This window comes from Streptomyces sp. NPDC088387, assembly GCF_044753385.1.
In the GTDB taxonomy this organism is placed as follows: Bacteria; Actinomycetota; Actinomycetes; order Streptomycetales; family Streptomycetaceae; genus Streptomyces.
Window position 1 is genome coordinate 210,630 of sequence record NZ_JBIVNC010000016.1, and the last position, 16,028, is coordinate 226,657.

A 16,028-nucleotide genomic window follows, 5' to 3' on the forward strand; every position below is an offset into this window, starting at 1 on the left:
CCGCACATCAGGAGCACACCGATGGCCGCCACCCCGCACCCACCTCCCGGGCGCCTGCGTACGTGGATGCTGGAAGGCCTCTCGGACATGGGCAAGGGGCATACCGCCCAGCACCCGAAGGCCGAGCCGGAGCCCAGCGAGGGCCAGCCCTGGTACCGCGTGATGTGCCTGACCGGCGTCGACTACTTCTCCACCCTCGGCTACCAGCCGGGCATCGCGGCGCTCGCGGCGGGCCTGCTGTCCCCGGTGGCGACGATCGTCCTGGTCGTCGTCACACTCGCGGGCGCCCTGCCCGTCTACCGCCGCGTCGCCGAGGAGAGCCCGCACGGACAGGGCTCGATCGCGATGCTGGAACGGCTGCTGTCGTTCTGGAAGGGCAAGCTGTTCGTCCTGACCCTGCTGGGCTTCGCCGCGACGGACTTCCTGATCACCATCACGCTGTCCGCGGCCGACGCCTCGACCCACCTCGTCGAGAACCCGCATCTCAACAGCGCCCTGCACGACAAGCAGCTGCTGATCACCCTGATCCTCGTCGCGCTGCTCGGCGCGGTGTTCCTGAAGGGCTTCCTGGAGGCGATCGGCGTCGCCTTCGCGCTCGTCGGCCTGTATCTCGCCCTCAACGTGGTCGTGGTGATCTCGGGCCTGTGGCACGTCGCCACCGAGGGCCATGTGATCACCGACTGGACCGGCGCGCTCACCGCCGAACACGGCAACGTCTTCGTGATGATCGGGGTCGCCCTGATCGTCTTCCCGAAACTCGCCCTCGGCCTCTCCGGCTTCGAGACCGGCGTCGCGGTGATGCCCCACGTCAAGGGTGACCCCGGCGACACCGAGGAGCGGCCCGCGGGCCGGATCAGGGACACCAAGAAGCTGCTCACCACGGCCGCCCTGATCATGAGCGGCTTCCTGATCACCACCAGCTTCATCACCACCCTGCTGATCCCGGAGCGGGAGTTCGAGGAGGGCGGCCAGGCCAACGGACGCGCCCTCGCCTTCCTGGCGCACGAATACCTCGGCAGCGCCTTCGGCACGGTCTACGACGTCTCCACCATCGCCATCCTCTGGTTCGCCGGCGCCTCCGCGATGGCGGGCCTGCTCAACCTGATGCCGCGCTATCTGCCCCGCTACGGCATGGCCCCGCACTGGGCGCGCGCGGTGCGCCCGATGGTCATCGTCTTCACCCTGATCGCGTTCCTGGTGACCTGGATCTTCGACGCCGACGTGGACGCCCAGGGCGGCGCCTACGCCACCGGTGTCCTGGTGCTGATCAGCTCGGCCGCGATCGCTGTCACCATCGCCGCCCGCAAGGCCGGCCAGCGCAACTGGTTCATCGGCTTCGCGGTGATCTCGGCGGTCTTCCTCTACACGACCGTCGTCAACGTCATCGAGCGCCCCGACGGTGTGAAGATCGGCGCCTGTTTCATCGCCGGCATCATCCTGCTCTCCCTGCTGTCCCGGCTGGCCCGCGCCTTCGAGCTGCGCGTGACCAGCCTGACGCTCGACCCGATGGCGGAGCGCTTCGTCCGGGACATCGCCAGCCGCAGGATCCGGTTCATCGCCAACGAGCCCGACAACCGGGACGCCGCCGAGTACCGCGAGAAGATCGAGCAGATCCGGCAGGACAACGACGTGCCGGGGTCGGAGGACTTCGTCTTCGTCGAGGTGACGGTCACCGACCCGTCCGAGTTCGAGGCCGGCCTGACGGTCCGGGGCGAGGTGCTGCACAAGCGCTACCGCGTACTGACCCTGGAGTCGTCCTCCGTACCGAACGCGCTGGCCGCCCTGCTGCTGCACGTCCGCGACACGACGAACTGCATACCGCACATCTACTTCGAGTGGACCGAGGGAAACCCGTTCGCCAACTTCCTGCGCTTCTTCCTCTTCGGCCAGGGCGAGGTAGCCCCGGTCACCCGGGAGGTACTGCGCGAGGCGGAACCGGACCGCGACCGCCGCCCCCGCGTCCACACCGGCTGACCCACCCCCGTACAGCCCGAGGGCCCCGCGTCCCAGGACGCGGAGCCCACATGACCACCGTGGAAACCGCTCAGTCCTCGTACGCGTCCAGCGGCGGGCAGGAGCACACCAGGTTGCGGTCGCCGAAGGCCTGGTCGATACGGCGGACCGGCGGCCAGTACTTGTCGGCGGCGGAGACGTCGCCGGGGAACACGGCCTCCTCGCGCGTGTACGCGTGCTCCCACGCACCGCCCAGCGCGGCGGCGGTGTGCGGCGCGTTGTGCAGCGGGTTGTCGTCGGCCGGCCACTCGCCCGCGCCGACCTTCTCGATCTCCGCACGGATCGCGATCATCGCCTCGCAGAACCGGTCGAGTTCGATCAGGTCCTCGGACTCGGTGGGCTCGATCATCAGCGTGCCCGCGACCGGGAAGGACATCGTCGGCGCGTGGAAGCCGTAGTCGATGAGCCGCTTGGCGACGTCGTCGACGGTGACGCCGGTCGCCTTGGTGAGCGGCCGCAGATCGATGATGCACTCGTGCGCGACCAGTCCGCCGGGGCCGGTGTAGAGCACCGGGTAGTGCGGTTCGAGCCGCTTGGCGATGTAGTTGGCGGACAGCACGGCCACCTGCGTGGCCCGCTTGAGCCCCTCGCCGCCCATCAGCCGGACGTACGCCCACGAGATCGGCAGAATGCCCGCCGAACCCCACGGGGCGGCCGAGATGGGGCCGACACCGGTCTCGGGACCGGCAGCGGGCTGGAGCGGGTGGTTGGGCAGGTAGGGCGCGAGGTGCGACCGTACGCCCACCGGACCGACGCCCGGACCGCCGCCGCCGTGCGGGATGCAGAACGTCTTGTGCAGGTTGAGGTGCGAGACGTCACCGCCGAAGTGGCCCGGCTTGGCGAGCCCCACCAGGGCGTTGAGGTTGGCTCCGTCGACGTAGACCTGACCGCCGGCCTCGTGTACCTGCGCGCAGATGTCGGCGACGTGCTCCTCGAACACACCGTGTGTCGACGGATACGTGATCATCAGCACGGACAGCTGGTCCCGGTGCTGCTCGATCTTCGCCCGCAGATCCTCGACGTCGATCTCGCCGTCGTCGGAGGTCTTCACGACGACGACCTTCATACCGGCCATCACGGCGCTCGCGGCGTTGGTGCCGTGCGCGGACGACGGAATCAGACACACGGTCCGCTGCTCGTCACCGTTGGCCCGGTGGTAGCCGCGTACGGCCAGCAGCCCGGCCAGCTCGCCCTGCGAACCGGCGTTCGGCTGGAGCGAGACGTTGTCGTAGCCGGTGACCTCGGCGAGACGTTCCTCCAGCTCACGGATGAGCGTGAGGTAGCCCTCCGCCTGCTCGGCGGGCGCGAAGGGGTGCAGCTGCCCGAACTCCGGCCAGGTGACCGGCTCCATCTCGGTCGTCGCGTTGAGCTTCATCGTGCAGGAGCCGAGCGGGATCATGCCGCGGTCCAGCGCGTAGTCCCGGTCGGCGAGCCTGCGCAGGTAACGCAGCATCGCGGTCTCGGAGCGGTGCTGGTGGAAGACCGGGTGGGTGAGGTACTCGTCGTCGCGCAGCAGCCCGGCCGGCACGGCGTCCCCGGTGTCCGCGTCGAGCGCCTCGATGTCGGCGTCGGCATTGACACCGAACGCGGCCCATACGGCGGCCAGTTGGGCCCGGTTTGTGGTCTCGTCGCAGGCGAGCGAGAGGTGGTCGGCGTCGACGAGCCGGAGGTTGACCCCGTTCTCGCGGGCGGCGGCGACGATCTCACCGGCCCGTCCGGGCACCCGCGCGGTGACGGTGTCGAAGTAGGAGCCGTGCACGATCTCGACTCCGCCCGCGGCCAGCCCGGCGGCGAGGATCGTGGCGTAGCGGTGGGTGCGGCGGGCGATGCCGCGCAGCCCGTCGGGGCCGTGGTAGACGGCGTACATACCGGCCATCACGGCGAGCAGCACCTGCGCGGTGCAGATGTTGCTGGTCGCCTTCTCGCGGCGGATGTGCTGCTCACGCGTCTGAAGCGCGAGCCGGTAGGCACGGTTCCCGTCGGCGTCGACGGAGACGCCCACGAGCCGGCCCGGCAGGCTGCGCGCGAACTTCTCGTGCACCGCCATGTATCCGGCGTGCGGCCCGCCGAAGCCCATCGGCACACCGAACCGCTGGGTCGTACCGATCGCGATGTCGGCCCCCAGCTCGCCGGGCGACCTCAGCAGCGTCAGCGCCAGCAGATCGGCGGCGACGGTGACCAGCGCGCCCAGCTCGTGCGCCTGGTCCACAACGGGCTTGATGTCGCGTACGGCTCCGGAGGCGCCCGGGTACTGGATCAGCACGCCGTTGATCTCACGTCCGGCGACCTCGGCGGGGATGCCGTCGCCCAGGTCGGCGACGACGACCTCGACACCGGTCGGCTCGGCACGGGTCCGGATCACGGCCACGGTCTGCGGCAGCGCGTCCGCGTCGACCAGGTAGAGGCCCTTCTTGTTCTTGCCCATCCGCCGCGACAGCGCCATGGCCTCGGCGGCCGCCGTGCCCTCGTCGAGCAGCGAGGCGCCGGAGGTCGGCAGGCCGGTCAGGTCGGCGACCATGGTCTGGAAGTTCAGCAGCGCCTCCAGGCGCCCCTGCGAGATCTCCGGCTGGTAGGGCGTGTACGCCGTGTACCAGGCCGGGTTCTCCATGACGTTCCGCAGGATCACGGGCGGGGTGAAGGTCCCGTAGTACCCGAGCCCGATCATCGAGCCGAGGACGTGGTTCCGGTCGGCCAGCGACCGCAGCTCGGCCAGCACCTCGGCCTCGGTGCGCGCACCCGGCAGGTCGAGCGCGTCGGCGTTCTTGATCACATCCGGGACCGCCGTGGCCGTCAGCTCGTCGAGGGAGCCGTAGCCGACCTGCGCGAGCATCTTGGCCCGCGCCTCCTGGTCGGGCCCGATGTGGCGCTGCTCGAAGGGGATGCCCGCTTCGAGCTCGGTGAGCGGAATGCGATGGGCGGTCATTGCGGAGGCCTCCTGGTCTGACGCGACCTGCGAGGGGCACCACGGCGCGGTGTCCCGAGGCCTCCCCCTCTGTCATCTCGACCTGAGAGCTTCACCGGACCGGGGTCCGGCTTTCACCGTCGGTGAGAGTGGGTGCCGCGGGCACCCGCTCTGCTTTCCAGAGTGACCTCGTCCGTGCGGTACGTGGGCCTGAGAGATTCCGGGGAGGATTTGCTCCTTCGGCGCCTCCGGTGGTCTCCGGAGGACTCTCCCGCACGGGGTCAGCAGCCGTTTGCCAGGGTACCAGCGCCTCTCGGCCAAGGGCCTTCGAGTGGCCACCTTCCCCAATGTGCTCTTTCGTAGTGCTTACGGATGAGTTGCGACCACGTGGAGGGACCGTGCAGACCGAAATCGATCCGCGCAACCTGATCGGCCGCAAGGCGTTCGACCGCAACGGCACCAAGATCGGCACGATCGACGAGGTCTACCTCGACGACGCGACCGGTGTGCCGGAGTGGGCCGCGATACGGACCGGCCTGTTCAGCAGAGACGCCTTTGTGCCCCTGGAGCCCAGCGAGTTGATCGAGGGCACCCTGCACGTCCCCTTCGACCGCTCCCTGATCAAGGACGCTCCCGACTTCGGCGTCGGCCGCCATCTCTCCCCCGAGCAGGAACTCCAGCTCTACCACCACTACGGCCTCGACGTCGCCGCCCCGCCCCCGCTGCCGGACCACGACTTCGGCCGCCTGGCGGGCCAGGACGACAACTGAGCGCGGAACTCAGCCCGCCGGAGTCCGGTGCCCGGCCCCGTCGCCCAGGGTCTCCTCGTCACCGGGTCTTCGCTCCACCAACGGCAGTGGTTCCACCGGCTCCAGATCCGGGTCGTCGGTCCGGAACGTCCGCACCCGCCCCGGCAGCTCCGACTGCGGTGTCTCGAACCGGACGGTGACCCGGCCGACCCCGCTGCCCTGCACCCACCCGTGCCCGTGCTCGGTGTGCCGCACATCGATCCCCGCCGCCCAGCGCCGCTCCACGGGCTGCTCGGGCTCCGGATGCTCCCCCTCGTCGCCCGGCTCCTCCTCGGCGGCGATCGCCACCTCGCCCGCCGCCTGCGCGAAGAGGTCCTCCTGAGTGAAGTCGGCCAGTCCGCTCACCCCCACCCCGAGCAGCCGCACCCCGCCCGTGGTGTCCACGGAGTCCAGCAGCCGGGCGGCGGCCTCCCGCACCACCCCGGGATCGTCCGTGGGCCCCCGCAGCGTCTCGGACCGGGTCAGCGTCGAGAAGTCGTACCGCCGCACCTTCAAAACGATCGTGCGACCCGACAGCCCGGCCCCGCGCAGCCGCCGCACACACCGGTCGGCCAGCCGCTGCACCTCCAGCTCCACCCGGATCCGGTCGTGGATGTCCACGTCGTAGGTGTCCTCGACGGACACCGACTTCGTCTCCCGCTCGGCGACCACGGGCCGGTCGTCGTGGGCGAGCGCCATCGCGTACAGCGCGTGCCCGTGGGCCTTGCCCAGCAGCCTTACCAGCTCGTCCTCGCCGGCCTCCGCGATCTCGTCGACCGTGATGATCCCGGCCCGTCGCAGATGGTCGCCCGTCGCCGGGCCCACGCCGGGCAGGGTGCGCACCGGCATCGGGCCGAGCAGCGCCCGCTCGGTGCCGGGCTCGATCTGCACCAGACCGTCGGGCTTGGCCTGCTCGGAGGCGATCTTCGCGAGCATCTTCGACGCGGCGAGCCCCACCGAACCGGTGAGCCCCGTCACCGCCCGTATGTCCGCCCGCAGTCTGATGCCCGCCAGCCGGGCCGAGTCGGCGTCCCAGGCCGCTCCCCCGGCCTCCAGGTCCACAAACGCCTCGTCCAGGCTCAACGGCTCCACCAGCGGCGACAGCGCCCGCAGCAACGCCATCACCTGCTCGCTGATCGAGCGGTACAGACCGAAGCGCGGGACCAGATACGCGGCATTCGGTGCCAGCCGGCGGGCCTGCGCCATCGGCATCGCCGAGTGCACCCCGAACACCCGGGCCTCGTAGGAGCACGTCGACACCACTCCGCGCGGGCCCAGTCCGCCCACGATCACGGGCTTCCCGCGCAGGCTCGGCTTGGACGCCTGCTCCACCGAGGCGAAGAAGGCATCCATGTCGAGGTGCAGGATCGTGGGCGTGGTTCGCACATCTCCGATGCTGCCCTACGCCACTGACAATGCCCCCGCCGCCACGAGGCGGGGCTCAGACCGCCCGGTTGCGCCGCCGCGCCAGCTCGTCCGCCGGATTGTGCCCGACGAGCGTCTCCCCGGTGTCGACCCGCTCGCCGTGCAGCTGGGACAGGGCGTTCTCCACATCCCGCCACACCACGCCGACGGCGATCCCGAAGACCCCCTGCCCGCCCTGGAGCAGCGCGTGCACCTCGTCCGGCGAGGTGCACTCGTAGACCGTGGCGCCGTCGCTCATCAGCGTCATGCGCTCCAGATCACGGAAACCCTGCTCGCGCAGGTGCAGGACCGTGGTGCGGATGTTCTGGAGCGACACGCCGGCGTCCAGGAAACGCTTGACGATCTTCAGGACGACGACGTCCCGGAAGCTGTACAGCCGCTGCGTCCCCGACCCGTGAGCGGGCCGCACGCTCGGCTCGACCAGCCCGGTGCGCGCCCAGTAGTCCAGTTGCCGGTAGGTGATACCGGCGGCCGCGCAGGCCGTGGGGCCGCGATAGCCGATCTCCTCGGACGTCATGGACGTCGCCCCTCCACTGCTGGGCACGGCCGCCGGTCGCTGCGGAGCGTGATCGGTCGTGCTGCCATGAAGCGGGTACGGACCGCTCTCCCCGAGACTGCGCCCGGGGGCACCCCCAGCCGTACCGTCGCCGCTGCTTCTCACGCCGACCTCCGTCCTTGACCTGCCTTCTCGACGGTAGGCAGTCACCGAGGGTGCGTCAACGATCGCCACACTCGGCACGCCGAGTGATAATCACCCTGAGAGTGGTTTCCCGTGCCCCACCGCGGGGAAAGGCTAGCCGAATGCGCTGGCGGGGCGTCGCAGGACGCTCTCACTCGCCGCTGGCAATTGCCGGGGCGTGAAGCAGCACGGGCCCGGCGCACACATCGTGTCCGCCGGGCCGTTCGCGCCTCACTGGCTGCTGGTACCGAAGTCCTCGGGCGAGATCTGGTCGAGGAACTCGCGGAACTTCTCCACCTCGTCCTCCTGCTCGTCCGGGATCGCGATGCCCGCGTCGTCGAGCACACCGTCACTGCCGTAGATCGGCGTTCCGGTGCGCAGGGCCAGCGCTATGGCATCCGACGGGCGGGCGCTCACCTCGACCCCGCTGGCGAACACCAGCTCGGCGTAGAAGACGCCCTCACGCAGATCCGTGATGCGCACTTCGGTGAGCTCCTGGCCGACGGCCTCCAGCACGTCCTTGAACAGGTCGTGGGTCAGCGGTCGTGCGGGTGCCATGCCCTGCTGGGCGAAGGCGATCGCCGTCGCCTCCCCCGGTCCGATCCAGATGGGGAGGTAGCGGTCGCCTCCCACTTCGCGCAGGAGCACGATCGGTTGGTTGGAGGGCATTTCGACCCGGACACCTACGACATCGAGCTCGTTCACACAGCAACCCTAGGCCGTGCCCGGGATGTTTGGGTAGTCGGGACGGGTACGGGTCCCGATCCGGCCACGCCCAGGCAGAACGCGTGGCCCCTCAGGGCAGCCGGACTCCGAGGGCGGACTGCACCAGCGCCGCGTGCAGCTTCACGGCGAGGCCCGCGAGTTCCTTCGTACGTGCCTCGGCGTGCGCCCTGGTCTGCGGATTGCGGTGGCGTCTGAGCGGGGCCACCACCTGGTCCACGAGCCCGGCCTCACGGTCGGCGGCGGCCTTCACCGCCCGTAGATGGCGTGGCTCGATGCCGAACCGGCCCAGCTCGATCACCAGCTCGGCCACGGTGGCCGCCTCCGCGTCGTACACACCCTCGTCGACCGGGGCGATCAGCCCGTACGACTCCCACTCGGCGAGCTGCTGTTCATCGATCCCGGCGGCGGCCAGCAGCTCCGCCCTGCCGATCCGCACCGCCGTGGGCGCGTCGGACGGCTCCGCGTCGCCTTCGCCGTCACGCGGACGGCCCAGCACCGGCAGCCGTGTGTCCTCGCCCCGCTCGATCGCCGCGAGATGCTCACGGATCACCTTGAGCGGCAGATAGTGGTCCCGCTGCATCCGCAGCACATGACCGAGCCGCTCGACATCGCCGGCGCTGAACTTGCGATACCCCGAAGGAGTCCGCTGGGGCTCGATCAGCCCCTCGGACTCCAGGAAACGGATCTTGGAGATGGTGACCTCGGGGAATTCCTCGCGCAGCACGTTCAGCACCGTGCCGATGCTCATCAGGCCACGGTCCGTGGCGGCGGTGCCGTGGCCGGTACCGCCGCTCGGTGAATGCAGCATGGACCTTCCCTGGGTCCTCCGGACAGGTCCGGTGACGTCAGATGCCCTGCCGGCTCGCATAGAAGACCAGCCGGTACTTACCGATCTGCACCTCGTCGCCGTTGGACAGAGCGACCTGGTCGATCCGCTCCCGGTTGACGTACGTGCCGTTCAGACTGCCCACGTCGGCCACCGTGAACGAACCGTCGGGGCCACGCCGGAACTCCACGTGGCGGCGCGAGACCGTCACGTCGTCCAGGAAGATGTCGCTCTGCGGGTGACGGCCGGCCGTGGTCAGGTCGCTGTCCAGCAGGAAGCGGCTGCCGGAGTTCGGCCCACGGCGCACCACCAGGAGCGCGGAGCCCAGCGGCAGCGCGTCGACGGCTGCCTGCGCCTCCGGCGAGAGGGTGGGCATCTGGGTCTGACCGGTGACCTCGGCGTCGTAGGCCTCGAGACCGCTGATCGAGATCGTGGACGTCGTCTCCGACGGCCGCTCGGGCACGGCTCCGGGGCGCAGCGGGGCGCCACAGTTGGAACAGAAGCGGCTGTTCTCCGCGTTGCGGTTACCGCACCTCGTACAGACCAGGGCCGACATGGACGGATCCTCCTGCCGCGGCTGCCCCGCCGGGGCATTGGACGCGTACGGGCCGGCGGAAAACTCTCCACCCGTACTTGAGGGTGACGGTTGCCCGAAACCTATGCCGCCTGCCTGGGCAGGGTCAACCGACGGCGCGCCCTGACCACCCACCTGGTCCCGGTACAGGGGCCGCTGGCCTTCCGCGTCGGGCTGCGCGCGATGACGTGCCGTCGCGTTCTCGCCGCCCTCTCGCGCGCTCTTGCCGAACAACTTCGCAAACAACTTCACGGGCGATTCCCCTTGACCGAAACAGACCCGCCCGTGGGGCAGGACGAACCCTGATTGCACACTCTGGCTGACCCGGACACCCTCACAACGTCCGTATCCACCCGACAGTTTCCACCACGCACCACCCATTCGGTGCGCCGACCCCCCGCAACCTCATGCCCTCGTCGGACGTCCCCCATGCACCCTCGGTTCACTGCGACGACGACCGAGCGTAGTCAGGCTGCTTCGCGGGCCGCAAGGCATCCACAATGATCTTGTCCGACCGCTCGACGGTCACGGTGGCCTGCTCCTTCTCAAGCGTCTGCACCACGCCTCCTGGGATGTTGAGCGCCGGTTCGAGGTCCTGCGGCTTGCCGATGACCTTGAAACGATACGGCGCGTTGATCTTGTTCCCGTCGACGCCGACTCCGTTGCCCGAATCCGTCAGATAGGTGCCCGCGACCACCCGCACGCCGTTCACCTGGATCGCCTCGGCGCCCGCCGCGCGCAGTTCCTGGATCGCGTCGAGCAGCATGTCCGCCTCGACCGTTCCCTTCGAGTCGTCGATCGTCATCGTGATGCCGGGCCCCTGGGCCGCCACCGTGCCCGCCAGGATGCCGAGTTGCCGCTCCTTCTCGACCGTCTGCTTGCGGGCCTCCGCCGCCTGGTTCGAGCTGTTGCGCAACTCGTCCCGCTGCTTCTCCAGGCCCTGCTTCTCGTCCTCAAGACGCTCAGTACGGTCGTCCAGTTCATCGAGGATGCGTACGAGATCCTCCTGCCGCGCGCCACGCAGGGCGCTGTCGCCGTCACTGTGCGACGCGACCTGCACGGCGAGGCCGAAACCGAGCCCGAACAGCAGCAGGGCGACGATGAGTTGGGCACGGGTCACGCGCGGCGGCCACAGGCCCTGCGCCAGCCGCTGCCGGCCGGTCAGCGACCGTTCGGCGGGCTCGGCCCGGCCGGCCGCGGTCTCCGGCCCGGCGCCGCCCGGCGCGGCCACGGCCGGCTCCGGTGCCGCGGGCACCTCTTCGGGCAGCTCTTTGCGCAGCGGGTTCTCTGGGGTCTCGTCCTGGTTGCTCATCGGCCTCACGCCCGGAAAACGTGCCGGCGGATCGCGGCCGCGTTGGAGAAGATGCGGATACCGAGCACGACCACCACACCGGTGGACAGCTGGGCGCCGACGCCCAACTTGTCGCCCAGGAACACGATCAGCGCGGCGACGACCACGTTGGACAGGAACGACACGACGAAGACCTTGTCGTCGAAGATGCCGTCGAGCATGGCCCGCAGACCACCGAAGACGGCGTCGAGCGCCGCGACCACGGCGATCGGCAGGTAAGGCTCGACGACCGCCGGAACCTCGGGCCGGACCAACAGTCCGGCCACGACTCCCACGACGAGGCCCAGTACGGCGATCACGATGTGCCCTTCTCGTTTTGCGGTTGTGCTGTCTCAGTTGTCGGCTGTGCTGTGCGCACGATCACACTCGGGGCGGCCGGCAGGAGGAGGTCGTCCTCCACGGAGATCGCGGTACGGATGCCGTAGTTCTCTTGAAGGGCATGCAGATATAGCCCGTCCGCGCTGTTCTGGAACCTGGTGCTCAGGGTCTTGCCGTTCCCCACCGCCAGCACCGTGTACGGCGGCACCAGCGGCTTGTTGTCGACCAGTATCGCGTCGCCCGCGGCCCTGATCGCGGACAGGGCGGTCAGCCGCTGCCCGTTGATGGTGATGGCCTCGGCGCCCGACTCCCAGAGGCCGTTGACCACACGCTGCATGTCCCGGTCGCGCACTCGGCCGGTGTCGGAGAACCCGGACACTCCGCGCGGATCCGCCTCACCGTCGGTGCCGGCTTCCTTCGCGTCGTTCACGACCAGCTTCACACCGGGGCCGCGCACCTCGACGGCGCCGGCGAGGATGCCCACCAGGTCCGACCGGTCGCCGCCGCCGCTCTCCCTGAGCGCTTCCCGCTGCCGCGCGTCCACGTCATCGCGCAGCTCGTCGACACTGTTCTCCAGGTCGTCCGCCGCGTCGGTCTCCTGGTCGATCCGGTCGATCAGTTCCTCGCGCTCCTTGGCCACGACGGGGGCCGCCACACGCGCCTGCGCGGCGCCCACGGTCACGACCAGGGCCGCCAGCACCAGCCCGGCGGCGAGCCCCAGCTTCGCGCGGAGCGTCTTCGGCAGGCCCCCTTCACCGGCGGCCTTCTTCCGGTCCGCCGCCTCCGCGTAGCCGTCGTCGAGGCTGTGGTCCATCACATTGGTGAGCAGCGACATGGACGCGTCCGGACGCGCCACGCGCGCGGGAGTGCTCCGAACGGGGGGCTGCTGCGGCATGCCGCACATCGTCGCACGTCGCGGCCACTACCTCCGAATGGCCCCACCGGCGTGCCGGACAGGCCCCCTTGGGGGCACTTGTCCGGCACGCACGCGTACCGCGCGTTCTACCTTCCGGCGCTGTCCACGACGGCCGACCACTCGTCGAGCAGGGCCTGCGCGGAGGCGTCGTCGGGCCCCTCGGCCCACAGGTGGGTGACAGCCTCGGCCGGGTCCGGCAGCACCATCACCCAGCGCCCGTCCGTCTCCACCACCCGCACACCGTCGGTGGTGTCCACGAAGCGCTCTCCGGCCGCCTCGACGACCCGGCGCATGACCAGGCCCTTGACCGCCCACGGGGTCGCCAGATCCCGCTTGAGGACGTGGGCACGCGGAATCCGCGCGTCGATCTGGCTCAGCGTGAGCTGGGTCCGCGCGACCAGTCCGATCAGCCGTACGAAGGCCGCCGTGGCGTCGAAGACGCTGCTGAACTCCGGGATGATGAAACCACCCCGGCCGTCGCCGCCGAAGATCGTCGACTCGTCCCGCCCGACCCGGGTCAGATCGTCGGGAGACGTGGTCGTCCACTCCACTTGCGTCCCGTGGTACGCGGCCACCTGCTCCGCGATACGGGTCGTCGTCACCGGCAGCGCCACACGCCCGCTCCGCCGCTCGGCGGCCACCAGGTCGAGCATCACCAGCAGCGCACGGTCGTCCTCGACGATGCGCCCCTTCTCGTCGACCAGCGACAGCCGCTCGCCCACGGGGTCGAACCGCACACCGAACGCCGCCCGCGCGGAGGCCGCGATCTCGCCCAGCCGCACCAGACCCGACCTGCGCGCGTCCGCGGACTCCGTCGGCCGGGACTCGTCCAGACCGGGGTTGATCGTCAGCGCGTCCACCCCGAGCTTGCCCAGCAGGCTCGGCAGCACCAGCCCGGCACTGCCGTTCGACGCGTCGACGACGACCTTCAGTCCGGACTCGGTGATCCCGGTGGTGTCGACATTGCGCAGCAGCGAACCCGTGTACGAGTCAAAGACGCTCGCGGGGAAGTGCAGGTCCCCGATCTCACCGGGGAACGCACGCCTGTACTCCTGCCGCGCGAACACCCGGTCCAGCTTGCGCTGACTCCCCTGCGAGAGATCGGCGCCCTGTCCGTCGAAGAACATGATGTCCACGGAGTCCGGCACCCCGGGCGTGGTCCGGATCATGATGCCGCCGGCGCTCCCGCGGGCCGTCTGCTGCCGCGCCACGGGCAGCGGTACGTTCTCCAGGTCACGTACGTCGATGGCGCTGGCCTGGAGCGCGGAGATGACCGCCCGCTTCAGCGCTCGCGCACCACGTGAGTGGTCGCGAGCCGTGGTGACGGTCGACCCCTTCTTGAGGGTCGTCGCATAGGCACCGGCGAGCCGCACGGCGAGTTCGGGAGTGATCTCCACGTTCAGGATCCCGGAGACACCACGGGCGCCGAAGAGATGCGCCTGGCCTCTCGACTCCCAGATCACCGACGTGTTGACGAAGGCGCCGGCCTCGATGGTCTTGAACGGATAGACCCGCACATTGCCCTGGACGATCGATTCTTCACCGATCAGGCACTCGTCTCCGATGACGGCGCCGTCCTCGATCCGGGCGGCCCGCATGATGTCCGTGTTCTTGCCGACGACACAGCCCCGCAGATTGCTGTGCTGCCCCACGTACACGTTGTCGTGCACCACGGCCTTGTGCAGAAATGCCCCGGTCTTCACCACGACGTTCGAGCCGACCACCGTGTGCTCGCGAATCTCCGCACCGGCCTCGACCTTCGCGTAGTCGCCGATATAGAGCGGCCCGCGCAGAACGGCGTCGGGGTGCACCTCCGCGCCCTCGGCCACCCACACTCCGGGTGAGATCTCGAACCCGTCGAGCTCGACGTCGACCTTGCCCTCCAGGACATCGGCCTGCGCCTTCACATAGCTCTCGTGTGTGCCGACATCCTCCCAGTAGCCTTCGGCGATGAATCCGAAGATGGGCTTGCCTTCCTTCATCAACTGCGGGAAGACATCACCGGACCAGTCGACGGGCACATCGGCCTCGACATAGTCGAAGACCTCGGGCTCCATGACATAGATGCCCGTGTTCACCGTGTCGGAGAAGACCTGCCCCCACGTCGGCTTTTCCAGGAACCGCTCGACGCGGCCCTCCTCGTCGACGATGGTGATACCGAATTCCAGCGGATTGGGCACACGCGTCAGACAGACCGTGACGAGCGCACCCTTCTCCTTGTGGAAATTGATCAGCTCGGTCAGATCGAAGTCGGTGAGTGCGTCACCCGAGATGACGAGGAAGGTGTCGTCCTTCAGCGCCTCTTCGGCGTTCTTGACACTTCCGGCGGTACCGAGTGGCTTCTCCTCATTGGCATACGTGAGCTCCATACCGAGCTCTTCACCGTCACCGAAGTAGTTCTTGACGAGCGATGCCAGGAACTGGACGGTTACTACTGTCTCGCTGAGCCCATGCCTTTTGAGCAGCCTCAGCACATGCTCCATGATCGGCCGGTTCGCGACCGGCAGGAGCGGCTTGGGCATGCTTGAGGTCATGGGACGAAGGCGTGTGCCTTCGCCACCGGCCATCACGACGGCCTTCATGTCGGAAGCGTCCTCCTTGAAGAGACGACGGTCTAGCCGACTTCACCCGTCCGAGTTGGTCCCGCGTATTTTCCTAGCGGGCCATCGCGCCGCAGTGGCCGCACCTATCGGCGAGCTCAATCGGCCTTGGTGTCCGCACGAACCAGGCGGCGGACCTGAACCACGTAGAGCACTCCTGCCCACCAATAGAGGGTTGTACCCCATCCTGCGAACGCCCATCCGAAAATAGCACCGAGTGACGAGATCCATCCACTTCCGTCACTGAGCAGGAGCAGGGGGAACGCGTACATCAAGTTGAAGGTAGCCGCCTTGCCCAGGAAGTTCACCTGGGGAGGTGGATAGCCGTGCCGGCGGAGGATGCCCACCATCACCAGGAGGACCAGCTCCCGCGCCAGCAGTACGGCGGTCAACCAGATTGGCAGAATCTCACGCCAGGTCAGACCGACGAGCGTCGACAGAATGTAGAGCCGGTCCGCGGCCGGGTCGAGAAGCCGGCCCAGGTTGCTGATCTGGTTCCACCGACGGGCCAGCTTGCCGTCCAGGTAGTCGCTGATCCCGCTCAGGAGCAGCACCAACAGCGCCCAGCCGTCACTCTTCGGACCGCCGAACTCGGGCCTGAGGATCAGCCACAGGAAGAGCGGCACGCCAAGGAGACGCGCCATGCTGAGGATGTTGGGGATGGTGAGGACCCGATCCGTCTGGACGCGAGTCTCCTGGACCTCCACCCGGGGGCCTCCTGTGGGAAAAGAATCAACGATGCTCCCCGACCCTACCTCAACGCAAAAAAGCGCTGGCTCTTGGGCATGTGCCCAAGAGCCAGCGCTCTAAAGATAGTTCGGCGGCGTCCTACTCTCCCACAGGGTCCCCCCTGCAGTACCATCGGCGCTGTAAGGCTTAGCTTCCGGGTTCGGAATGTAACCGGGCGTTT

General features: G+C 69.0%; 13 protein-coding genes, 1 rRNA gene and 1 riboswitch. Of the genes, 2 read left to right on the forward strand and 12 right to left on the reverse strand.

The genetic code is table 11. The features are described 5' to 3' along the window. Positions 1-21 precede the first annotated feature (21 nt). Positions 22-1,974 carry an amino acid transporter gene (locus ACIQAC_RS33880; RefSeq protein ID WP_402197991.1) on the forward strand — a complete coding sequence of 651 codons (1,953 nt, stop codon included), beginning with the start codon at positions 22-24 and terminating at the stop codon, positions 1,972-1,974. A 70-nt stretch (positions 1,975-2,044) separates the two neighbouring features. On the opposite strand, the gene gcvP is transcribed toward ACIQAC_RS33880, so the two are convergent. Further along, the gene (gene gcvP / locus ACIQAC_RS33885; RefSeq protein WP_402197993.1) at positions 2,045-4,936 is read right to left on the reverse strand and encodes an aminomethyl-transferring glycine dehydrogenase; all 2,892 of its coding nucleotides are present in this window, start codon (positions 4,934-4,936) and stop codon (positions 2,045-2,047) included. Positions 4,937-5,103: 167 nt separating this feature from the next. Next, positions 5,104-5,199: riboswitch (glycine riboswitch) on the reverse strand. Positions 5,200-5,313: 114 nt separating this feature from the next. Between gcvP and ACIQAC_RS33890 the strand changes: the two genes are divergently transcribed. Next, on the forward strand, positions 5,314-5,685 hold the full coding sequence (locus ACIQAC_RS33890) for a PRC-barrel domain-containing protein (protein WP_402197994.1): 372 nt from the start codon (positions 5,314-5,316) through the stop codon (positions 5,683-5,685). A 9-nt stretch (positions 5,686-5,694) separates the two neighbouring features. Here ACIQAC_RS33890 and ACIQAC_RS33895 read toward each other — a convergent pair whose 3' ends face one another. The 11 genes from ACIQAC_RS33895 to rrf all read right to left on the reverse strand — a co-directional run. Continuing rightward, a complete protein-coding gene (locus tag ACIQAC_RS33895; RefSeq protein ID WP_402197995.1) occupies positions 5,695-7,089 on the reverse strand; it encodes a DNA polymerase IV in 1,395 nt (464 codons plus the stop codon). A 55-nt stretch (positions 7,090-7,144) separates the two neighbouring features. Further along, positions 7,145-7,789: a MerR family transcriptional regulator gene (locus ACIQAC_RS33900; RefSeq protein ID WP_402197998.1), complete on the reverse strand. Its 645-nt coding sequence runs from the start codon at positions 7,787-7,789 to the stop codon at positions 7,145-7,147. Between the two features lie 249 nt (positions 7,790-8,038). Then, on the reverse strand, positions 8,039-8,512 hold the full coding sequence (locus ACIQAC_RS33905) for a bifunctional nuclease family protein (protein ID WP_004002801.1): 474 nt from the start codon (positions 8,510-8,512) through the stop codon (positions 8,039-8,041). A gap of 91 nt (positions 8,513-8,603) precedes the next feature. Then, positions 8,604-9,341, reverse strand: coding sequence for a MerR family transcriptional regulator (locus ACIQAC_RS33910; RefSeq protein ID WP_402198000.1), 738 nt, complete (start codon positions 9,339-9,341; stop codon positions 8,604-8,606). Positions 9,342-9,378: 37 nt separating this feature from the next. Beyond that, positions 9,379-10,314, reverse strand: a complete 936-nt coding sequence (locus ACIQAC_RS33915) for an FHA domain-containing protein (protein ID WP_402198003.1) — start codon at positions 10,312-10,314, stop codon at positions 9,379-9,381. 61 nt (positions 10,315-10,375) lie between these two features. Continuing rightward, entirely contained in the window at positions 10,376-11,245 is an 870-nt protein-coding gene (locus ACIQAC_RS33920) for a DUF881 domain-containing protein (RefSeq protein ID WP_402198006.1), read from the reverse strand. Positions 11,246-11,250: 5 nt separating this feature from the next. Continuing rightward, positions 11,251-11,583: a small basic family protein gene (locus ACIQAC_RS33925; protein WP_003988855.1), complete on the reverse strand. Its 333-nt coding sequence runs from the start codon at positions 11,581-11,583 to the stop codon at positions 11,251-11,253. Continuing rightward, a complete protein-coding gene (locus tag ACIQAC_RS33930) occupies positions 11,580-12,497 on the reverse strand; it encodes a DUF881 domain-containing protein (protein WP_402198009.1) in 918 nt (305 codons plus the stop codon). The genes ACIQAC_RS33925 and ACIQAC_RS33930 overlap by 4 nt, the downstream gene beginning before the upstream one ends. 107 nt (positions 12,498-12,604) lie before the next feature. Further along, entirely contained in the window at positions 12,605-15,100 is a 2,496-nt protein-coding gene (locus tag ACIQAC_RS33935; RefSeq protein ID WP_402198011.1) for a sugar phosphate nucleotidyltransferase, read from the reverse strand. A 116-nt stretch (positions 15,101-15,216) separates the two neighbouring features. Continuing rightward, entirely contained in the window at positions 15,217-15,825 is a 609-nt protein-coding gene (gene pgsA / locus ACIQAC_RS33940; RefSeq protein ID WP_402198013.1) for a CDP-diacylglycerol--glycerol-3-phosphate 3-phosphatidyltransferase, read from the reverse strand. Positions 15,826-15,933: 108 nt separating this feature from the next. Next, positions 15,934-16,028, reverse strand: a 5S ribosomal RNA gene (gene rrf / locus ACIQAC_RS33945); the annotation flags it as partial.